General features: G+C 67.6%; 15 protein-coding genes and 1 pseudogene. 4 read left to right on the top strand and 12 right to left on the bottom strand.

Going from position 1 to position 19,380, the window contains the following annotated elements:
• Nucleotides 1-24: 24 nt before the first annotated feature.
• From xdhC to xdhA, 3 genes are read right to left on the bottom strand one after another with little or no spacing between them, the layout of a single operon-like run.
• Complete coding sequence (xdhC, locus tag H1D44_RS01550) at nucleotides 25-876, bottom strand: xanthine dehydrogenase accessory protein XdhC (RefSeq protein ID WP_181513078.1); 852 nt, start codon at nucleotides 874-876, stop codon at nucleotides 25-27.
• Nucleotides 876-3,365 carry a xanthine dehydrogenase molybdopterin binding subunit gene (gene xdhB / locus H1D44_RS01545; RefSeq protein WP_181513077.1) on the bottom strand — a complete coding sequence of 830 codons (2,490 nt, stop codon included), beginning with the start codon at nucleotides 3,363-3,365 and terminating at the stop codon, nucleotides 876-878. The genes xdhC and xdhB overlap by 1 nt, the downstream gene beginning before the upstream one ends.
• Nucleotides 3,349-4,806, bottom strand: coding sequence for a xanthine dehydrogenase small subunit (xdhA, locus tag H1D44_RS01540; RefSeq protein WP_181513277.1), 1,458 nt, complete (start codon nucleotides 4,804-4,806; stop codon nucleotides 3,349-3,351). Before xdhA ends, xdhB begins: the two co-directional genes overlap by 17 nt.
• 272 nt (nucleotides 4,807-5,078) lie before the next feature.
• On the opposite strand from xdhA, the gene H1D44_RS01535 reads away from it, so the two are divergent.
• The 3 genes and pseudogenes from H1D44_RS01535 to H1D44_RS01525 form a co-directional block, all read left to right on the top strand.
• Nucleotides 5,079-5,756: a TetR/AcrR family transcriptional regulator gene (locus tag H1D44_RS01535; RefSeq protein WP_181513076.1), complete on the top strand. Its 678-nt coding sequence runs from the start codon at nucleotides 5,079-5,081 to the stop codon at nucleotides 5,754-5,756.
• A 36-nt stretch (nucleotides 5,757-5,792) separates the two neighbouring features.
• Nucleotides 5,793-5,981: a hypothetical protein gene (locus tag H1D44_RS01530; RefSeq protein WP_181513075.1), complete on the top strand. Its 189-nt coding sequence runs from the start codon at nucleotides 5,793-5,795 to the stop codon at nucleotides 5,979-5,981.
• Between the two features lie 11 nt (nucleotides 5,982-5,992).
• A pseudogene (locus H1D44_RS01525) lies at nucleotides 5,993-6,271 on the top strand (type II toxin-antitoxin system RelE/ParE family toxin); the annotation flags it as partial.
• Between the two features lie 3 nt (nucleotides 6,272-6,274).
• On the opposite strand, the gene arsJ reads toward H1D44_RS01525, so the two are convergent.
• Entirely contained in the window at nucleotides 6,275-7,477 is a 1,203-nt protein-coding gene (arsJ, locus tag H1D44_RS01520; RefSeq protein ID WP_181513074.1) for an organoarsenical effux MFS transporter ArsJ, read from the bottom strand.
• A complete protein-coding gene (locus H1D44_RS01515) occupies nucleotides 7,474-8,490 on the bottom strand; it encodes an ArsJ-associated glyceraldehyde-3-phosphate dehydrogenase (RefSeq protein ID WP_181513073.1) in 1,017 nt (338 codons plus the stop codon). The genes arsJ and H1D44_RS01515 overlap by 4 nt, the downstream gene beginning before the upstream one ends.
• A 93-nt stretch (nucleotides 8,491-8,583) precedes the next feature.
• On the opposite strand from H1D44_RS01515, the gene hrpB reads away from it, so the two are divergent.
• On the top strand, nucleotides 8,584-11,082 hold the full coding sequence (gene hrpB, locus H1D44_RS01510) for an ATP-dependent helicase HrpB (protein WP_181513072.1): 2,499 nt from the start codon (nucleotides 8,584-8,586) through the stop codon (nucleotides 11,080-11,082).
• 17 nt (nucleotides 11,083-11,099) lie between these two features.
• Here the strand turns inward: hrpB and H1D44_RS01505 are convergent, their stop codons facing one another.
• The 7 genes from H1D44_RS01505 to H1D44_RS01475 are packed head-to-tail and all read right to left on the bottom strand — an operon-like array spanning nucleotide 11,100 to nucleotide 19,095.
• The gene (locus tag H1D44_RS01505) at nucleotides 11,100-13,997 is read right to left on the bottom strand and encodes a proton-conducting transporter transmembrane domain-containing protein (protein WP_181513071.1); all 2,898 of its coding nucleotides are present in this window, start codon (nucleotides 13,995-13,997) and stop codon (nucleotides 11,100-11,102) included.
• Nucleotides 13,994-14,278 (bottom strand): NADH-quinone oxidoreductase subunit K, encoded by a 285-nt coding sequence (locus H1D44_RS01500; protein ID WP_181513070.1) that lies wholly within the window; start codon nucleotides 14,276-14,278, stop codon nucleotides 13,994-13,996. The genes H1D44_RS01505 and H1D44_RS01500 overlap by 4 nt, the downstream gene beginning before the upstream one ends.
• Nucleotides 14,275-15,201 carry a hydrogenase subunit MbhD domain-containing protein gene (locus H1D44_RS01495; RefSeq protein ID WP_220127917.1) on the bottom strand — a complete coding sequence of 309 codons (927 nt, stop codon included), beginning with the start codon at nucleotides 15,199-15,201 and terminating at the stop codon, nucleotides 14,275-14,277. Before H1D44_RS01495 ends, H1D44_RS01500 begins: the two co-directional genes overlap by 4 nt.
• Nucleotides 15,198-15,545: a monovalent cation/H(+) antiporter subunit G gene (mnhG, locus tag H1D44_RS01490; RefSeq protein ID WP_181513069.1), complete on the bottom strand. Its 348-nt coding sequence runs from the start codon at nucleotides 15,543-15,545 to the stop codon at nucleotides 15,198-15,200. Before mnhG ends, H1D44_RS01495 begins: the two co-directional genes overlap by 4 nt.
• Nucleotides 15,538-15,834, bottom strand: coding sequence for an MrpF/PhaF family protein (locus H1D44_RS01485; protein ID WP_181513068.1), 297 nt, complete (start codon nucleotides 15,832-15,834; stop codon nucleotides 15,538-15,540). The genes mnhG and H1D44_RS01485 overlap by 8 nt, the downstream gene beginning before the upstream one ends.
• Complete coding sequence (locus tag H1D44_RS01480; protein WP_181513067.1) at nucleotides 15,831-16,346, bottom strand: Na+/H+ antiporter subunit E; 516 nt, start codon at nucleotides 16,344-16,346, stop codon at nucleotides 15,831-15,833. Before H1D44_RS01480 ends, H1D44_RS01485 begins: the two co-directional genes overlap by 4 nt.
• Nucleotides 16,318-19,095 carry a cation-translocating P-type ATPase gene (locus H1D44_RS01475; protein ID WP_181513066.1) on the bottom strand — a complete coding sequence of 926 codons (2,778 nt, stop codon included), beginning with the start codon at nucleotides 19,093-19,095 and terminating at the stop codon, nucleotides 16,318-16,320. Before H1D44_RS01475 ends, H1D44_RS01480 begins: the two co-directional genes overlap by 29 nt.
• Nucleotides 19,096-19,380: the final 285 nt, after the last annotated feature.

The raw sequence follows: 19,380 nt of genomic DNA, 5'->3' as shown, positions 1-19,380 counted from the left end.
CGGGTGGAATCGCCTTGGCTTTTGTCAGGTAAAAAGAGCACGTAGCTCGGCCGGCGCCAGGCCGCGTTGATCGGCGCGTTCGGCATTGCCCATCAACGGCAGCAGCTCGGCCAGAGCGGCGATGGCGATGGCGTAGGGCGTCTTGTCGCCTCCGGTGCCGCCCTTCGCCATGCCGATGGGGCAGCGCACCCGGGCCAGGGCCGCGTCGTCGTGGCCGGCATCGCTGAGCCGCGAACGGAAGCTGGCCCACTTGCTCTTGGAGCCGATCAGGCCGATGGAGGCGATGTCATCCCGCTGGAGCAGGGCGTCGACCAGGGCGCGATCCTCGGCGTGATCGTGAGTCAGCACCAGCGCGTGGCTGCCCGCCGGCAGTGCCGCCACGGCGGCCTGCGGATCTGGGGCGTGGCGGCAGGCCAGGCGCGGTTGTTCCTTGGTCCAGGCGGGAAAGACGTCTGCGCGGCTGTCGTGCCACAGCACACGCCAGGGCAGCGGGGCGGTCAGGCGCACCAGCTCGTTGCCGACGTGGCCGGCGCCGAAGATGGCAAGCGTAGCCGCACTGCCGGGGAATACCTCCAGCAGCACGTTGACGAAGCCGCCGCAGCACTGGCCGCTGCGTCCGCCCAGGGCGAAGGCCTCGAGGCTCATGCCGGCTTCGCCCTGAGCCAGTTTCTCGCGGGCGGCGTCGATCACCTGAAACTCGAAGGTGCCGCCACCCAGGGTGTCGAACACCTCGCTCTCGCTGATCACCATGCGCGCACCGGGCTCGCGGGGCGTGGAGCCGGTGCTGGTCACCACCGTGGCCAGCGCGTGGGGCAGCCCCTCGCGCTGCAGCTGGTGCAGCGCTTCGTGCCAGGGAGTGGGCCGAGGCGCGTGCATTACGGCGCGCCTCGTTCCAGCTGCGCGCTGTCGTAGCGGCTGCGCAGCTCCTCGGCGGCCAGCAGCACCCGCTCCGGCGTGGCCGGAGTGTCGAGCCGCGGCGCTTCGGCGTAGTCGGCCAGGCTGGCCAGGGCGTCGCGCAGCGCCGACCACACCGCCATGCCGAGCATGAAGGGCGGCTCGCCCACCGCCTTGGAGCGGTAGATGCTGGCCATGGAGTTGGGGTGGCCCTCCATCAGCTTGACGTTGAACGCCGGCGGCAGGTCGCCGTAGGTCGGGATCTTGTAGGTGGCGGGGCCGTCGGAGATCAGCCGGCCGGCCTCGTTCCACTTCAGCTCTTCGCTTGTCAGCCAGCCCATGCCCTGAATGAAGCCGCCCTCCACCTGGCCGATGTCGATGGCCGGGTTCAGCGAGTCGCCCACGTCGTGCAGGATGTCGACCCGCTCGACCTGGTACTCGCCGGTCAGGGTGTCGACGCTGACCTCGGCCACGGCGGCACCGAAGGCATAGTAGTAGAAGGGGCGGCCCTGGCCGACGTTGCGGTCGTAGTGGATCAGCGGCGTGGCGTAGAAACCCTTCTCGGAGAGCGAGATGCGGTTGATGTAGGCGGCCTGCACCAGCTCGCCCCAGGGAATGCGCTGCTCGCTCTCGCCGTGGCCCGCCACCAGGTGGCCGGCTTCCAGGCGCATGTCCTCGCGGTCGAGGCCCTGATCCTGGTAGAGGTGCTCGTGGGCGAAGTCGAACAGGCGCTGCTTGAGCTTCACGCAGGCGTCACGGGCAGCCTGGCCGTTCAAGTCAGCGCCGCTGGAGGCCGCGGTGGGCGAGGTGTTGGGCACCTTGTCGGTACGGGTGGCTGTGATGCGCACCTCGTCGGTGTCGAGGCCCAGCTCGCGGGCCACCACCTGGCAGATCTTGGTGTGCAGACCCTGGCCCATCTCGGTGCCGCCGTGATTGATCATCACGCTGCCGTCAGTGTAGACGTGCAGCAGGGCGCCGGCCTGGTTGAGGTGCTTGGCGGTGAAGGAGATGCCGAACTTCACCGGGGTCAGTGCCAGGCCGCGCTTGATGATCGGGCTCTCGGCGTTGAACTCGGTGATGGCTCGGCGCCGCGCCCAGTACTCGCTGCTGGTTTCCAGCTGCTCGACCAGCTCGCGCAGCAGCTTGATCTGATCCACCTGCTGGCCGTAGTGGGTGGTCTGCCGGCCGGGGCGGTAGAAGTTGCGCTTGCGTACCGTGAGCGGGTCTTCGCCGATGCGCCGGGCGATGTCGTCCATCGCCGCCTCGATCACCATCATGCCCTGGGGGCCACCGAAGCCGCGGAAGGCGGTGTTGGAGGCGGTGTGGGTGCGGGCGCGGTGGCCGGTTACGCGAGCCTCGCCCAGGGAGTAGGCGTTGTCGCTGTGGAACATGGCGCGGTCGACGATGGCGTCCGAGAGGTCGGGGGAGTAGCCGCAGTCGCCGATCACGGTGATCTCGCCGCCCTGGATCACGCCCTGTTCATCCACGCCGAGGCGGTAGCGGTTGTGGAACGGGTGGCGCTTGCCGGTAACGCGCATGTCGTCGGCGCGGGGCAGGCGCACGCGGGTGGTACGGCCGGTGCGCCGGGCGATCAATGCGGCGATGCAGGCCCAGGGGGATGCCTGGGTCTCCTTGCCGCCGAAGCCGCCGCCCATGCGGCGCACTTCCACGGTCACGGCGTGGAATGGAATGCCGAGTACCTCGGCCACCAGCTTCTGGGTCTCGCTGGGGTGCTGGTTGGAGGTGTGAACGATCACACCTTCGTCTTCGGTGGGTTGCACCAGGCAGGCCTGACCTTCCAGATAGAAGTGCTCCTGACCGCCGACGAACTGCTCCGCCTCGACCACGAGGGCGGCGCTGGCCAGGGCCTGCTCCCAGTCGCCGCTCTGCTGCACGTGGGTGGGGCGCACGAACTCTCCTCGCTCGGCGGCAGCCACCGGGTCGAGACAGGCCGGCTGCTCGTCGATTTCGGCGATACCCTGGGCCAGGGCGGTGTTCACTGCTTCGCGAGCGGCGCGATGGCTCTCGGCGGCCACGGCGAACAGCACCTGGCCGACGTAGCTGATCTCATCCTCGACGAAGATGGGGTCGCCCGGGAATACGGGGCCGATATCGGTGTGTCCCGGCACGTCGTGGAAGCCGACCACGTCGACCACGCCGGGCATGGTGCGCACCTTGTCCAGGTCGAGCCGGGTCAGGCGGCCATGGGCGACGGGTGAAAGCGCCAGCGCCACGTGCAGCGCATCGGCGGGGGCCTTGAGGTCGTCGATGTAGGAGGCGCGGCCGGTAACGTGCTTGATCGCGCTCTCATGGAAGCGCGAGTTGGGGTGCGTGCCCGGCGTAACGGTATCCCGCGCCAGCGGGCTGGCGCCCTTAATCTCGCCCTTGAGCTCCTCGCGCGCCACGGCGGAGTCCGCGCTCATGTCGTCGGCTATCTCTGTCGACTTATTCAGATTAGTGAGCGTACGCATGGAGCATCACCTCCCGGGAGCTGTCGGTCTCGGCCTGGGCGATCGAAAGACGCAGGCGCTCGAGCAGGTTGGCGGCGGAGAGCCGACGGTAGTGAGCGCTGCCACGCACGTCGCTCATGGGCTGGAAATCGTTCGACAGGGCCTCGCGGGCCGCATGGAAGGCAGCCAGGTCCGGCGCCTTGCCTTCCAGGGCCACTTCCGCATTGGTGGCACGCTTGGGGATGGCCGCCATGCCGCCGAAGGCCAGCCGTACGTCGCGCATCACGCCGTTCTCCAGGCGGTAGGCAAAGGCGCCCAGCACCGCCGAAATATCATCCTCACGACGCTTGGACAGCTTCCACACCTTGAGAGTTTGGCCCGCCTCGGGGCGCGGCAGGAAGATCGCACGAATGGCCTCGCCCTCGCGCAGCGCGGTGCGCTTGTAGTCGAGGAAAAAGTCGTCCAGTGGCAGTTCACGCTCGCCTTCGGGGCTGACCAGGCGCAGACGCGAGCCCAGCGCCAGCAGCACCGGCGGGGTGTCGCCGATGGGCGAGGCGTTGGCGACGTTCCCGCCCAGGGTGCCGCGGTTGCGCACCTGCTGGGAGCCGAGGCGGTGCAGCAGATGGGCGAAGGCGTCGTAGTGCTCATCCAGCAGCGGCTCGAGGCGCGAGTAGGTGACGGCAGCGCCGATCCACCAGCCGCTGCGGCCGTCTTCAAGCGCGACCTCGTCGATTTCGTTGAGCTCGGTGACCCGGGTCACGTCTATGACGTGCTCGAAGCGCGCCAGGCGCTGGGTCGATTCGAGCCAAAGGTCGGTGGCGCCGGCAACGAGCCGCGCCTTGGGGTGCCGTTTCAGGCAGTCGCTGAGTGCCGCAAGCGTGGTGGGTTGCAGGAAGGCAGCATCGGCACTGGGGGCATGCGCTTCGGTTTTGGTCTCTGCGGCGGCGTCGAGCCACAGCGGACGATTCTCGGGGTGCTGATCCATGCTCAGGGCGGCATCGCGGATCGGGCGGTAGCCAGTGCAGCGGCACAGGTTGCCGCCCAGCGCGGCTTCCAGGCGCTGCGGCGTGAGGGGAGCGGGGGCATGGCGCTGCTGCTCGTGCAGGGTAAACAGCGACATCACGATGCCCGGCGTGCAGAAGCCGCACTGGCTGCCGTGGCAGGCGACCATAGCGGCCTGGGCGGGATGCAGCTGCTCGCCCTGGGCGAGGCCCTCGACGGTGACCAGATGACGGTCGTTGAGCTGATGCGCGGGCGTGATGCAGGCGTTGGCACTGTGATAGCGCAGCTCGCCATTGGGGCCGGGTTCGCCGATGGCCACCGTGCAGGCGCCGCAGTCGCCAGAGGCGCAGCCCTCCTTGGTACCGGTAGCGCCGAGCGTTTCGCGCAGCAGCTCGAGCACGCTGGTTTCCGGAACAGCATCGCTCCGGCAGGGTTGCCCGTTGAGCATGAAGTCGATCATCGCCTTGTCTCTTGTTGACATTGTGATACCTGGCCTTGTGATCGTGGCCTGTCGTTGCTTGACTCGCGTCGCAAGTTGACCAATCGGTCAGGTTGAATTCAGCATGGGCCAGAATGTCGCACTTTGCAAGGGTGAAAGAGGCTAATCTCCGTGCACAAGCCCGGTATGGGGGCTGCATGCAGGTATTGGTGCCGATGGTCTCATTTGCAGCCAGTGCCGCAGTGGGGCAATCTCTTGGATTCTCTCGATGATGACAGGGCAGGGGCCAGTCGATGAACGACGTGACCGAATCCGAGCTGCAGCGGCCACGGCAAGCCGGTGAAAGCAACGGGGCGACCCGTGAACGCAACGAGCGCGAGATCCTCGAAGCCGCCGAGCGGATCTTCGCCCAGTACGGCTACCGCGGGGCCAGCGTCCAGGCCATCGCCGAGGAGGCAGGGCTGCCCAAGTCCAACGTGCTCTATTACATGGGCAACAAGCGCGGGCTGTATGTGCGCCTGCTTGAGCGCATGATGGCACGCTGGAACGCGCTGCTCGACGATATCAGCGTGGATGATGACCCGGCTGAGGTGCTCGAGGCGTTCATCCGCAGCAAGATGCAGCTTTCTCGACGTCATCCGGAAGGCTCACGGCTGTTTGCCGCGGAGATCCTCGGTGGCGCGCCCTTCCTGCAGGATTACCTGCGAGGCGAACTGCGAGAGTGGGTGCGCACGCGGGCAAGGATCTTCGAGCAGTGGGCAGAGCGCGGCCTGATGGACCCGGTCGACCCGGTATGGCTGATCTTCCTGATCTGGTCGGCCACCCAGCACTACGCCGACTTCGAAGCCCAGGTGCTGGGTATTACCGGCAGGGACGAGATCACGGATGCCGACGTGGAGCGGATCACCCGCTTCCTGACCCAGGTAATCCTCAAGGGGTGCGGGGTACGACCGCCTGGAAGCGGGGCATGATAGAGTGTTGTCAGGCGCATGTGAAAAGGTGAAGCCATGAATACGGCAAAGGATGATGTGCGGCAACTGCTCGAGTCCCTCCCTGAAGACTGTACGATGGAAGATATTCAGTACCATCTCTACGTCGTGGAAAAGGTACAGCGAGGCAGTCAGCGTGCTGAGGCCGAGGGGGCTCTGAGCCAACAACAGGTCGAGAGGAAGCTGGCAAAGTGGCTTGAGCGCTAGCCTGGTCTCCAGAAGCGCTTGAGGATCTGGAGCTCATCGCCGAATACATCGAGCGAGATTCGGCCTTCTATGCACGAGCTGTGGTGACCAAGTTGGTGGATGCGGCTCGGGCGCTAGGGGAGTTTCCTGAGCTAGGCAGAGTCGTGCCCGAGCTTGGTGAGGCGAATATTCGTGAGCGCTTTGTCTATAGCTACCGCCTGATTTATCGCGTGGAGGCTGAGCGAATTCTGATTCTGGCTGTCATTCATGGGCGTCGTCTGTTGGAAAATACAGAGCGCTTCCCTCAATAGGCGTCAAGCCTCCCTCGGCAACGCCAGGCTGATTGCCACCGTCGCGATGAGCATGGCGCTCGACACCCACAGCGTGGCGCTGAGGCCGCCGGTCATGTAGAGCCAGCCGGAGAGCAGGGTGCCGATCAACCGGCCCATGGCGTTGGCCATGTAGTAGAAGCCCACGTCCAGCGAGACCCCGTCCGAGCGCGCCATGCGCACGATCAGAAAGCTGTGCAGGCTGGAGTTCACCGCGAACACCGCGCCGAACAGCAACAGCCCGCCCAGCAGTACCCCATGCGGTTGCCACTCCAGGCCTAGCGCGATCAATGCCGGCAGGGCCCCCAGCGCCGCGGCCCAGGCGATGGCGGCCCTGCGCCCCGCCGTGCGCCCGGTGATGCGTGGCGCCACCGCCTGCACCGCCCCGTAGCCGATCACCCACAGCGCCAGAAAGCCACCCACCCGCCAATGGTCCCAGCCGAACTGGGTGGCGAGGAACACCGGCAGCGCCACCACGAACCACACGTCACGGGCGCCGAACAGGAACATGCGCGCCGCCGAGAGAATGTTGATCGCCCGGCTCTTGGAGAGAATCTCGCGGAATTTGGGCTTGGCCTTGGCGCGGCCCAGATCGGCGTCCAGGCGGGCGAGCGAGAGGCCGAGCACGCCGACGAGCATCAGCGCCATGGCCAGGATCGCGCCCTGGAAGCCGATCAGCGTGAGCAGCAGCCCGCCGAGAAAGAAGCCCACCCCCTTGAGTGCGTTCTTCGAGCCGGTGAGCAGCGCCACCCAGCGGTAGAGCGAGGTGTGTCCCTCGTCGCCCGCCGGTACCAGGCCCTTGATCGCGCTCTTGGCGCTCATCTTGTTGAGGTCCTTGGCGATGCCCGAGAGCGCCTGGGCCGCCATCACCCATGGCACCGCGAGCCAGGCCGTGGGCACCAGCAGCATGGCCAGGGCGACGATCTGCAAGCCCAGCCCCAGGTTCATGGTGCGGTTGAGCCCCAGCCGCGCGCCCAGCCAGCCGCCCACCAGGTTAGTCACCACGCCGAAGAACTCGTAGAACAGGAACAGCAGTGCGACTTCCAGCGCCGAATAGCCGAGCTGGTGGAAGTAGAGCACCACCAGCATGCGCAGGGCGCCGTCGGTCAGCGTGAAGCCCCAGTAGTTGCCGGTCACCAGCAGATACTGGCGCACCTCACGGGGCAGGGCGGCGACGCGCGCGATCATACGTCGGCGTTCCCCACCTTGGCGGCCAGCTCCGCGGTGCGGCAGGCGTAGCCGTATTCGTTGTCGTACCAGGCGTAGAGCTTCACCTGGGTGCCGGCCACCACCATGGTGGAGAGGGCATCGACGATGGAGCTGCGCGGGTCGGAGCGATAGTCGATGGAGACCAGCGGACGCTCTTCATAGCCCAGGATGCCGGCCAGTTCGCCTTCAGCGGCCTGCTTGAGCAGCGCGTTGACCTCCTCGACCGTGGTTTCGCGCTCCACCTCGAACACCATGTCGGTGAGCGAGGCGTTGGCCAGCGGCACGCGCACGGCGTGGCCGTTGAGCTTGCCGGTGAGCTCCGGGAAGATCGCGGTGATCGCCTTGGCCGAGCCGGTGGTTGTCGGAATCAGGCTCATGCCGCAAGCCCGCGCCCGGCGCAGATCCTTGTGAGGAGCGTCGAGGATCACCTGGGTGTTGGTGATGTCGTGAATGGTGGTCATCGAGCCGTGGCGGATACCGAGCCGCTCGTGGATCACCTTGACCACCGGCGCCAGGCAGTTGGTGGTGCAGCTTGCTGCGGTGACGATACGATGGCTGTCCGGGTCGAAGAGGTGGTCGTTGACCCCCATCACCACGTTGAGTACGCCTTCTTCCTTCACCGGCGCGCTGACCACCACACGCTTCACGCCCTGGTCCAGGTAGCCTTGGAGCTTGGCGCTGGTCTTGATCTTGCCCGAGCACTCGATCACCACGTCGCAGTCGGACCAGTCGGTATCGGCGATCTCGCGATTGGCGCTGAAGGCGATACGCTTGCCGGCCACCACGATGGCGCCCTCGGTCGACGTGATATCATCGCCGCCGCCGCTCCACTGGCCGTGCACCGAGTCGAACTGCAGCAGGTGGGCGAAGGTGGCGGCATCGCCGCCCGGGTCGTTGATGCGCACGAATTCGAGGTCCGGGTTGGTCCAGCCGGCGCGCAGCGCCAGGCGGCCGATACGTCCGAAACCGTTGATGCCGATACGGAGGGTCATGTCGGGGCTCCATGTCTTGAGAGCGAGTCGGGTGTGTGAACGTCGTGTGGTGAAATATATGGCAAATCGTATATGAAGCGAGATGACAATTCGATGACATCAGGCGGTGAACTGCCCATCGATGCTCAACTGCCGGCGATTCACCAGGCGCTGGCCGTCCATTCCCGCGTGCTGCTCGTCGCCGAACCCGGGGCGGGCAAGACCACCCGGGTGCCGCTGGCGCTGCTCGACGAGGAGTGGTGCCAGGGCGAGCGCGGTGAAGGCCGCTTGCTGCTGCTGGAGCCGCGGCGGGTGGCCGCTCGCCTGGCTGCCGGCTTCATGGCGGAAAGCCTGGGCGAGCCGGTGGGGCAGACCGTGGGATACCGCATGCGCGGCGAGAGCCGGGTAGGGCCCAACACGCGGCTCGAGGTGGTCACCCAGGGGGTGCTGACGCGCATGCTGCAGGACGACCCGCTGCTCGAAGGGGTGACCGGCATCGTCTTCGACGAGTTCCACGAGCGTAGCCTGGAGGTCGACCTGGGGCTGGCCCTGACGCTGGATGCCCAGTCGGTGCGTGACGACCTGCGCCTGCTGGTGATGTCGGCCACCCTCGACGTCGAGGCGCTGCTCGCTGTGCTCGGCGTAGCCACGCCGCTGCTCGAGAGTCAGGGGCGGAGCTTCCCGGTGGAGACCCGCTATCTTCCACATAGTGCGAGAGATGACTCCGCGAGCCAGCAGGCCAAGGCGGTAGGGGAAGCCTTGGCCCTGAGCGAGGGCGACGCCCTGGTGTTCCTGCCCGGGGTGGCCGAGATCCGCCGCCTGGCGCGGGAGCTTTCGAGCCGACAGCCCGAACTGGCGGTGCGCGAGCTGCACGGGCGGCTGCCCCTGGAAGAGCAGCGCCGCGCCTTGAAGCCCGAACCCGATGGCCGGCGTCGCGTGGTGCTCTCCACCGCCATTGCCGAATCCAGCGTTACCGTCGATGGCGTGCGCATCGTCGTCGATGCCGGCCAGGAGCGGGTGCCGGTATTCCAGCCGCGCAGCGGGCTCAGTCGGCTGGAGACTCGCCGCGTCAATCGCGCCAGCGCCGATCAGCGTCGCGGTCGGGCCGGGCGCCAAGGGCCGGGGCTTTGCCTGCGGCTGTGGGCCGAGGAGCAGCCGCTGCCGGCTCACGGCGAGCCCGAAATGCTGCAGGCCGATCTCGCTCCGCTGGCCTTCGAGCTGGCCCGCTGGGGCATCGTCGACCCGGCCGGGCTGGCCTGGATCACACAGCCGCCCGCCGGGGCACTGGCTGCGGGGCGGCGCCTGCTGCAGCGGCTGGGTCTGATGGACGAAGGCTTCCTGCTCACCGAGCTGGGACGCGCCTGCGTGCGCTGGCCCACCCATCCGCGCCTGGCGGCGATGCTGGCGCGTGCCGGAGAATTCGACGCCGTGCCGCTGGCCTGTGCGCTGGTAGCGGCGCTGGAGGGACGCGATCTCAACGGTGAGCAGGACCTGGAGCGCACGCTTCAGGCCCGTCTGGCGCAGCCCGCCGCTCATCGTCAATGGCAGCGCGAGGCCCAGCGCCTGGCCCGGATTGGCGGCGTGGGCCTTGAGGTCTCGAATTTGGCCCCGCTGGGGGAGCTGCTGGCGCTGGCCTATCCGGACCGGGTGGCGCAGAGACTCCAGCAGGACGCCGGGCCGGGGCGCTTCCGCCTGGCATCCGGCGGGCTGGCGACTCTGCCCGAGCGCCATCCATTGGCCCATGCCGAGCTGCTGGTGGCCGCCGATCTCGACGGCCAGGCCAGCGGCGCGCGAATCTTCCGCGGCGTGGCCATCGAGCGGGCGCGGCTCGAGGCGCTGTTTGCCGAAACGCGAGAGTGGCGGGCGAGCTTGGAGTGGTCGGAGGAACAGGGGCGCCTCATCGGCGAGCAGGTGCGCGGCCTGGGGGCGGTAGTGCTCGAGCGCAAGCCGCTTGCGTCGCTGCCGCCGGAGGCGGTGCGCCAGGCGCTGCTCGATGCCCTGCGTCGGCGCGGCGAGTTGCCCTTCGACGACAGCGCCGAGCAGCTGCGCGGCAGGGTGGCGCTGCTGCGCCAGGCGTTGGGCTCTCGGGGGGATCAAGACTGTGATGATGAGCAGGATTGGCCCGACTGGTCGCTGCCGGCGCTGCTCGATGAACTCGAAGCCTGGCTGGGGCCGCACCTCGACGGGGTCAGAAGCCTCGACGCGGTGGCGCGGCTGCCGCTGGGCCGCTTTCTGCTCGATAGCCTCGACTGGTCGCTGCGCAGCCGGCTCGATGCGCTGGCGCCGGAGCGTCTCGAAGTGCCCAGCGGCTCGCAGATACGCCTCGACTATACGCCGTGCCTGGAGGGCCGGGCGCCGGTGCTGGCGGTGAAGCTGCAGGAAACCTTCGGCTGGCAGGCGTCGCCGCGAGTCGCCGAGGGGCGGGTGGCGGTGCTGTTGCACCTGCTCTCGCCGGCGCGGCGCCCGCTGCAGGTCACCGCGGATCTCGCCAGCTTCTGGGCCAAGGGCTACCCCGAGGTGCGCCGAGAGATGCGCGGGCGCTATCCCAAGCACCCCTGGCCCGAGGACCCCACCACCGCCGAGGCAACCGCCCGCACCAAGCGCCGCCGCTGATCGCCGTGGGGCGAGACTCAGCCCGGCAGCAGCGCGCTGGCCGCCATGCCCAGCGCCATGACGCCGAGCGCAATACCGAAGGCTGGCCAGGGCATCAGCCAGGCCTCGCCACGCTTGAAGCGCCAGATCCCGCGCCGCAGGAGCCGGCGAGCCAGCCCCAGCGCGCTGAGCCGCAAGGCCTCTGCGGTAATCCGGGGCAGATGCCGGCCGGCCAGCAGCGCCATGGCCGCCAGCGCCAGCGCGAACAGGAGGGCCACCAGGGCGGCACCCAGCGCAGCACCCAGGTCTTCCGCCAGCGCCGCCTGCCCAGGCCAGCCCCAGGCCAGCAGGGCGGGCAGCGCCCCCAGCGTGGCCCAGGCGAGCCATAGCCAGGCGGGAACCTGCAGGGTCTGCTGCGCCGACTGCGCTCGGTGCAGCAGCCAGAACAGGCGCAGCATCAGCAGAGCCGTGGCGATGCCGGCCAGCGTCAGCGGCCAGGTCGGCCAGGCGGCGTCCTGCATCGCCTGCTCCATGATCGACTTGACCAGTACGCCGCCTGTCGGGGGAACGCCCGCCAGGGCCATGGCAGGCGGCAGCATCCCCAGCATGGCCAGCGTGCGTGACCTGCCGTGCAGCCGATTGACCATGCCGGCGCCCAGGAACAGCGTGGCCTTGGCCATGGCATGAGTTGCCGCCAGAAGCAGCAGGGCGGTGAGCGCGACAGGCGTGGCCCGGTCCGCCAGCACCAGGCCCAGCAGCACGGTGAGCAGGCCCATCTGGCTCACGCTGGACCAGGCAAGTACCCGCTTGGGGTCGCTTTCCATCACGCCGCGCAGGGCGCCATAGAGAGCGGCACACAGTCCCAGCACGACAAGCAGCGGACCGAAGTCAGCGGTGGCATCGCTCAGCGGCAGCAGGCGCAGCGCCCCGAGCAGGCCCAGCTTGATCATCAGGCCCGACAGCAGGGCGCTGGCCATGGGGGGCGCCACCGGATGCGCCACCGGCAGCCAGGCGTGCACGCCGAGCACCCCGGCCTTGATCGCCAGCCCCAGCGCCATGCAGCCCAGTGCCAGCGGGGGAAGCTCCGCGCTGGTGAGGCTGGCGAAGCGCAGGTCGGATGTCTGCGTGGCGATCAGGGCCAGGCCGGCCAGCATGGCCACCTCGGCGAGTAGCAGCATGAGCAGGTAGCCCACGCCGGCCAGCCGCGCCGCGTCGTGCCCGTCATGCTGCACCATGGCCCAGCCCAGCAGGCTGAGCAGGGCGGCACCGGTATAGAACGTCAGCAGGTCGGCGGCCAGCAGCGTCATGACATGCAGCAGGGCGGCGGCCAGCATCAGTGCCAGCAGTCGCAGCGCGGCGGGAAAGGTGTGACGCCATGTGTAGGTGGCCAGCAGCACGACCGGCCAGATCGCCAAGGCAGGCAGCAGGAAGGCCAGGCCCGTGGTGTCCAGCGCCAGGCTCGGGCTGACGATGCGAGGCGATACCAGGCCGGCCAGGGGGCCTTGCCCCCAGGCCAGCAGGGCCAGGCCCAGCGCCAGCCAGGCAAGATGGGGGTAGGGCGCGCTGCGGGATACCCGGGTCATGCGTGAAATTCTGTTTGTCGCCTGGCGCTCGGCCGGACGCAGGGCCAGGTCGAACAGCCGCCATAGGCAAACCGCGCTGAAGAAGGTGCCCGCTAGCACGGCAGCGGCGATGAGGGGCTGATGGGGCGCAGCCCCCTGCAGCAGCCACCACTTGCCGACGAAGCCTCCCGTGGGGGGAATGCCCAACAGGCTGATACTGGCCAGCGCGATGGCCAGCCAGGCCAGGGGCAGGCGCTCCGCGTCACCGACCAAGCGGCTGAGCCGGTCATGGTCATGGGCGGCCATGATCGCACCGGCGGCGATGAACAGTGAGGCCTTGGCCAGACCGTGGGCCAGCAGGATCTGCATGGCGCCCTGGAAGGCTGGGCTCTCGTCACCGATTCGCTGGGGCCAGGAGGTGGTGGCATTGAGGCCCAGCAAGAGCATGGCGTAGCCGCTCTGGCAGAGGGTCGACCAGGCGATCAGCAGCTTGAAACGCGCTTGCAGCGCTGCCTGAATGCCGCCCCAAACCAGGGCCACGACGCCGGTCAATGCCAGCCACTGGTGCTGTGCCGTCTGCAACTGGGCAAGGGGGGCCAGCCATAGCCGCCACAGCACGAAGAGAGTGACGGCGACGAGCACCGCCGAGAGCATGGCGCTGACCGGCGCCTGGGCACGGGCATGGGCGGAGGGCAGCCAGGTGTGCAGGGGCACCATGGCTGACTTGATCAACAGTCCCAGGGTAAGCAAGGCGGCTGCCAGCCGGCCGTTGGCGCCGTCCTGCATCAGGTCATCGACTAGGTCGATGTCGAGCCGTCCGGTCTCGCCGTAGAGCAGCGCGATGCCCAGCAGGTAGAGCAGCGAGGCCAGCAGGGAGGCCATCAGGTAGCGCAGGGCAGCGGCGCCGCAGGGGTCCTGGGGAGAGCGTGCCACCAGGCCGACCCCGGCCAGGGTCACCAGCTCCAGGGTCACATACAGGTTGAATAGATCCTGGGACAGCAGCAGGGCGTTGAGCCCGGCCCACATCAGCCACCATAGCGGCCACAGGTAGTTGTCCTCGGCTGTCTCCCGGTCGGCCAGCAGCGCCAGGCTGGCAAAGCTTGCCACGGTCGCGGTCATGGTCAGCATCAGCATGGCGGGCAGGTCGAGTCGCCAGGCGATGCCCAGCGGCGGCGGCCACTCCCCCAGGGCGATGACGACGATCTCGCCTTCCAGGATAGCCGGCGCCGACAGGGCCAGGCAGGCCAGGATCGTCACCAGTCCCAGGCCCACCTGGCGTCTGGGAGCCAGCAGGTTCAGCAGGGCGAGCATGGCCAGGCCCAGGGGCATGGCTACCAGCAGCGGCAGCGACCAAGGCGTCAGCGCTGCCGTCATCGCTCATCCTCTCGCTGCCGGCGTCGTTCGTAGGCGCGTATCGTCAGTGCAAGGGCGGCGGCGGTAGTGCTGACTGCCACCACGATGCCGGTCAGCACCATCACATGGGGCACCGGATCGGTGCCCGATTCGGTTCGCGCCAGGGTCACCAGCAGCAGGAACACCGCGCTGGCCAGTACGTTGAGCGCGAGTATGCGGTGCAGCAGGTCATGGGCTCGGAACAGGCCGATGACGGCCATGCCGCAGAGCAGGGCGGCCACGGTGGCATAGTAGTCGCTCATTGCCCCGGTTCTCCGTAGAGGTAGAGTGCCATCAGCATCAGGGCGATGGAGAGGGCCATGGCGATTTCCACCGCCATGATCAAGAGCCTGGCCACGCCGAGCGGGATGGACAGGAAGGTGCCCGTCATCAGCAGGCCGCCCAGGCCGACGAGCACGAACAGTGCCAGGCCCGAGACCAGCAGCAGACGCAGCAGCCGCTGCCAGTGCTGCCGCTGCATCCAGCCTACCTCGTCGGCCAGCAGCATCAGCACACCGCCGGCACCGAGCACGGCGCCGGCCGGGAAGGCACCCCCGGGGGCGTGGGTGCCGCGCCACAGCAGGTAGGTGGGCACGAGCAGGAACAGCGGATGCAGCAATCGCGACAGCGCAGGTAGCCCCGGCAGTATGGTAGCCGGGGGCAAGGGGCGCAGCGTGGGTCCCAATGACCACACCAGTACCACGGCAGCGAGCATGACCGCCACCTCGAGCAGGGTGTCGAGAGCGCGGATATTGAGCAGTACGGCCGTGACCGCATGGTCGACTCCGGTGGCGGGCATGACCGCCTCTATTTCGCCGGCAAGACCCGGTGAGGGCAGCTGCGGGACAACGGCGATCAGCCAGGCCGTGCTGATGCAGGCGCTGATGACAGCGAGATAGCGCCAGTGGGGGTGCCAACGGTGAGGATGGGCCCCGCTGCTGGTGCCGCTGGGCAGCCGGCCCAGGGCGGTCAGCAGCAGGGCGCCGGTGACGCCGGCGCCGATAGCGGCTTCCGCCAGGGCAATGTCGGGCGCCGAGAGGCGCACCCAGACCAGTGCCATGAGCAGGTTGAAGGCCATGAAGTGCACTACCGCACTGAAGCGGCGCTTCTCGAACAGGGCCTGCCAGCCGAGCCACAGCAAGCCCCCGGCCAGCAGCAGGTCGAAGCTCCACTGCGCCAGGGTCACTCCTTCGGCTCCCTTGGCCTCTTGTGCCTGATTCGGCGAGACACCTGTCGCGGAACGATGCCGCAAGTGTTGGCCGTCGAGGCCACCAGGGTGGCGCCAATGCCCGAGGCGATCAGCACCAGCAGCCAGACCAGCATCATCTTGGCCGCTTCCGACAAGGCGCTGGCCTGCAGCGCCAGCCCCGAGCAGAGCAGGCCCAGTCCCAGGTTGTGCGCCTTGGTCAGCGCGTGCAGACGGGCATAGATATCGGGAAATCGCAGCAGCCCCAGGCTGCCGGCAAGGAAGAACAGCAGGCCCACCAAGACCAGCCCATGACCGGCAGCGTTGAGCAGCGTTTCAGTCATGGCCGGCTTCCTCCCGCGAGTGATGGTCCTGGCGCAGCAGCGTCCAGGTGCGGGTGACGAAGTTGGCCGTGGCGATGGCGGCCAGCATGGCGAAGAGTAGCGCGACATCGACCAGCGCCGGGTTGTCTGCCAGCGCGCTGAGCAGCAGCAGCACGGCAATCGTCGAAGTCGAGATCAGCTCCGCCGCCAGCATGCGATCGGCGCTGGTCGGGCCTTGCCGGATGCGCCAGGCCCCGACGCTGGCATTGACCAGCAGCAGGGCGGCCGCCACCAGGTAGAGTGTCGTCATGGCGTCTCCTCGGCTGTGACTGTCCCCGGGAAGAGCCGGGCTACGTGACACTCCAGCCGGCTCAGCATGGTGTGGGTGTCATCGCGGTAATGCAGCACGTGGACCAGCAGGCCGTGTGGCTGGATGCGTACGGTCAGGGTGCCGGGAATCAGATTGATCAGGGTGGCAAGAAACAGGCGTCCGGGCCCGTCGACTAGGCGCTGCCAGCGATACTCGACCAGGCGGGTGTCGAGCACGAGTTGCGGACGACATGCCAGCAGGGTGACCTCGATCCCGCCACGCAGGCCGAGCCACAGGGCCACTGGCACGAAGCGCAGCCATGCCAGCGGACGCAGTGGCAGGGTGGGGGCCGGCATCACCAGCGACGCGATGACGATGGCCGGGAGTCCCCAGCGCCAGCTCGCCCACTCGCCGCCGCTGATCATCCACCAGAGGATGGCGAGCAGGGCGAAGCGCCAGGCCCAGTTCTTGGCGCTGCCGGGCCTACTGAGTGGTCGTGGTAGCCTCGTCATGGCGGTCCGACTGGCCTGGGTTCGACGTTTCCCGCTTGCGCAGGATCATTTTCTCCACTTCGACGATCAGGTAGAGAGCGATGCTGCCGGCGAGAATGACCAGCCAGTGCAGGGGGGAGAGCGCCGCGCTGCCGAATACCGTCTGCATGAAGGGTATGTAGGTCCAGCCCAGTTGAAGCAGCACCACCAGGCCGATGGCAATCCACACCGGGCGGCTGCCGAAGATGCCATGCAGTGACAGGGTGCTGTTGACCAGGAAGCGGCTGTTGATCAGGTAAGCGGCGCTGCCGATGACCAGCATGTTGACTGCCCCCGAGCGAGCCAGCTCCTCGCTGCCGCCCTGCACCAGCAGGATCCAGGTGAACATGCCGAATACACCGATGAGCAGCAACACCGAGACGAACACCACGCGCCACAGCAGGAACAGGTCGAGCAGGGCGGCGGAGGGGTCACGCGGCTGGCGCTGCATGATGTCCTCCTCTGCCTTCTCGAAGGCCAGTGCCAGGCCCAAGGTAACCGCCACCACCATGTTGACCCAAAGCGCCTGCAGCGGCGTGACCGGCAACAGTGTTCCCGCCAGCACGGCCAGCATGATGGCCAACCCTTGTCCACCGTTGGTGGGCAGAATGAAAGTGACCGTCTTGCGGATGTTGTCGTAGACCTTGCGACCCTCTTCGATAGCGCCGACGATGGTGGCGAAGTTGTCGTCGGCCAACACCATCTCTGCAGCCTCCTTGGCCGCCTCGGTACCCTGAATGCCCATGGCTACGCCGACGTCGGCACGCTTGAGGGCCGGCCCGTCGTTCACCCCATCGCCGGTCATGGCGCAGATGCCGCCCTTGGCCTGCATCGCCTTGACCAGGCGCAGCTTGTGCTCGGGAGCGGCGCGGGCAAAGACGTCGATCTCGAGAATGCACTCCTCGAGCTCCTCGTCGGACATGTTCTCGATTTCGCGGCCGGTCAGGGCGCGGTCGGTTTGGGCAAAGCCGAGCTGCTCGGCGATGGCCTTGGCGGTCACGCCGTGGTCGCCGGTGACCATCACCGGGCGAATGCCCGCCTCGAGGCACTGCTTGACGGCTTCGATGGCGGCCTCCCGAGGCGGGTCGAGCAGGCCCACCAGGCCCAGCAGCACCAGCCCCTCCTCGGCGTCGTCGTCCTGAAGTTCGCCGGAGATGTCGTCGGCCTCCTTTTCGGCCAGCGCCAGTACGCGCAGCCCCCGGGACGAGAGGTCGTGAATGCGCTCTTCCCACTCCTCCTGATCCAGCTCGCTGTCGCCATCGCTGCCACGGACCTTGTGGCACATCTCCAGCAGCCGATCGGGTGCCCCCTTGACCAGCAGTCGCTTGCCGTCCAGGTCGTTGAGCGTCGCCATGTACTTGCGCTCGGACTCGAAGGGAATGGAATCCTGGCGCTCGTGCTCCTTACGCAACTCGGCGGTTTCGATACCGCCCTTGGCCGCGGCCACTACCAGGGCGCCCTCCGTCGGGTCGCCATGGATGGTCCAGCGCTTGTCCTCCTCGGCCAGCTCGGCGTCGTTGCACAGGGTGCCGACCTTGAGGAAGTGCGCCAGCGCCGGGTAGTCGTCCAGCGAGATCTCCTCGCCGTGCTCGTCGCTCTCCTTGTCTTCAGGAGCGACATGCAGCTTGCCCTCGGGGCTGAAGCCGATGCCGGAGAGGCGGAACTCGCCCTCGGGCAGCCAGATCGCCTGGGCGGTCATTTCGTTGCGGGTCAGGGTGCCGGTCTTGTCGGAAAAGATCGTCGAGATTGAGCCCAGCGTCTCTACCGCCGGCAGCCGGCGAATGATGGCGTTACGTCTGGCCATCACCTGCACGCCCAAGGCCAGGGTGATGGTGACGATGGCCGGCAGGCCCTCCGGGATGGCGGCCACGGCGAGGCCCACCGCGGCCATGAACATGGCAGAGATAGGCTCGTCGTGCAGCACCACGCCGATGGCCGCGGTCAGGGCGGCTGCACCGAGGATGAAGATCGCCAGCACGCGTCCGGCCCGGTCGAGCTGTTGCAGCAACGGCGTCTTCAGCTGTTCGACGCCGCGCAGCATCTCGGAGATCCGCCCAATCTCGGTGGAAGTGCCGGTTTCCACCACCAGGCCCTGGGCTGTGCCCTGCACGACGATGGTGCTGGCGTATGCCATGGCACTGCGATCACCGAGGTCCGCGTCCTCCTCGACGGCGTCGATCTGCTTGTCCACCGGGGTGGACTCCCCGGTCAGCGTCGCTTCCTCGGTGCGCAGGCGCTTGGCCTCGAGCAGGCGAACGTCTGCAGGCACGCGGTCCCCGCTCTCCAGCATGACGACGTCACCCGGAACCAATTCTTCGGCGTCGATGGTCTGGCGCCGGCCGCCGCGCAGCACGGCGGCCTGAGGGGAAAGCATGTTGCGTATGCTATCCAGTGCCTGCTCGGCCTTGCCTTCCTGGATGAAGCCGATCAAGGCGATGATGATGACCACACCGACGATGGCCAAGGCATCCAGCGTATGTCCCAGTCCCAGGCTGGCTACCGCTGCCACCAGCAGGATGATCATCAGGATGTTGTTGAACTGCTCGAGCAAGCGTCTCCACCAGGGGCGGCCTGCCTCCTGCTTGAGCCGGTTGGGGCCATACTGATCGAAGCGTGACTTGGCCTCTTCCTCACTCAGGCCGTCCTGGCTGCTCTCGAGCTTCTCCAACGCCTCGTCGCTGGACAGTGCATGCCAGGCAATACGGTTGTCATCAGGTTGGCGTTCGGGCATTTCCATATCTCCGAAAGCGGAAGTCGGTAGGGTCAATTTGTAACACACATCCATGTTGCGCTGCAGTGACGTGAGACAAATTCGTCCTACTAATTCCGTACTCATGCAGGACAATTGGCCGTCGGCTCCGGTACACGTGCAGCAATTAAGTATCGTCTCTGGCCACTCGGGCGACACGAGACACTGCATGCAGTGTAGGAGGCGCCTCATCAGGAGTGAAAGTGACGGACTGTATCGAGAATGGGCGCCAGGCTGTGGTCTTGTATCATGTCCGTAGACCCGAAC

This window comes from Billgrantia kenyensis (assembly GCF_013697085.1).
In the GTDB taxonomy this organism is placed as follows: Bacteria; Pseudomonadota; Gammaproteobacteria; order Pseudomonadales; family Halomonadaceae; genus Halomonas; species Halomonas kenyensis.
The sequence above is the reverse complement of the archived record's forward strand: the minus strand, read 5'-3'. Positions and strand labels throughout refer to the sequence as shown.

Excerpts from the sequence above, each read along its gene's own strand:
- xdhC (WP_181513078.1), bottom strand. The coding sequence starts at position 876 with ATGCACGCGCCTCGGCCCACTCCCTGGCACGAAGCGCTGCACCAGCTG.
- xdhB (WP_181513077.1), bottom strand. The coding sequence starts at position 3,365 with ATGCGTACGCTCACTAATCTGAATAAGTCGACAGAGATAGCCGACGAC.
- xdhA (WP_181513277.1), bottom strand. The coding sequence starts at position 4,806 with ATGATCGACTTCATGCTCAACGGGCAACCCTGCCGGAGCGATGCTGTT.
- H1D44_RS01535 (WP_181513076.1), top strand. The coding sequence starts at position 5,079 with ATGAACGACGTGACCGAATCCGAGCTGCAGCGGCCACGGCAAGCCGGT.
- H1D44_RS01530 (WP_181513075.1), top strand. The coding sequence starts at position 5,793 with ATGAATACGGCAAAGGATGATGTGCGGCAACTGCTCGAGTCCCTCCCT.
- arsJ (WP_181513074.1), bottom strand. The coding sequence starts at position 7,477 with ATGATCGCGCGCGTCGCCGCCCTGCCCCGTGAGGTGCGCCAGTATCTG.
- H1D44_RS01515 (WP_181513073.1), bottom strand. The coding sequence starts at position 8,490 with ATGACCCTCCGTATCGGCATCAACGGTTTCGGACGTATCGGCCGCCTG.
- hrpB (WP_181513072.1), top strand. The coding sequence starts at position 8,584 with ATGACATCAGGCGGTGAACTGCCCATCGATGCTCAACTGCCGGCGATT.
- H1D44_RS01505 (WP_181513071.1), bottom strand. The coding sequence starts at position 13,997 with ATGACGGCAGCGCTGACGCCTTGGTCGCTGCCGCTGCTGGTAGCCATG.
- H1D44_RS01500 (WP_181513070.1), bottom strand. The coding sequence starts at position 14,278 with ATGAGCGACTACTATGCCACCGTGGCCGCCCTGCTCTGCGGCATGGCC.
- mnhG (WP_181513069.1), bottom strand. The coding sequence starts at position 15,545 with ATGACTGAAACGCTGCTCAACGCTGCCGGTCATGGGCTGGTCTTGGTG.
- H1D44_RS01485 (WP_181513068.1), bottom strand. The coding sequence starts at position 15,834 with ATGACGACACTCTACCTGGTGGCGGCCGCCCTGCTGCTGGTCAATGCC.
- H1D44_RS01480 (WP_181513067.1), bottom strand. The coding sequence starts at position 16,346 with ATGACGAGGCTACCACGACCACTCAGTAGGCCCGGCAGCGCCAAGAAC.
- H1D44_RS01475 (WP_181513066.1), bottom strand. The coding sequence starts at position 19,095 with ATGCCCGAACGCCAACCTGATGACAACCGTATTGCCTGGCATGCACTG.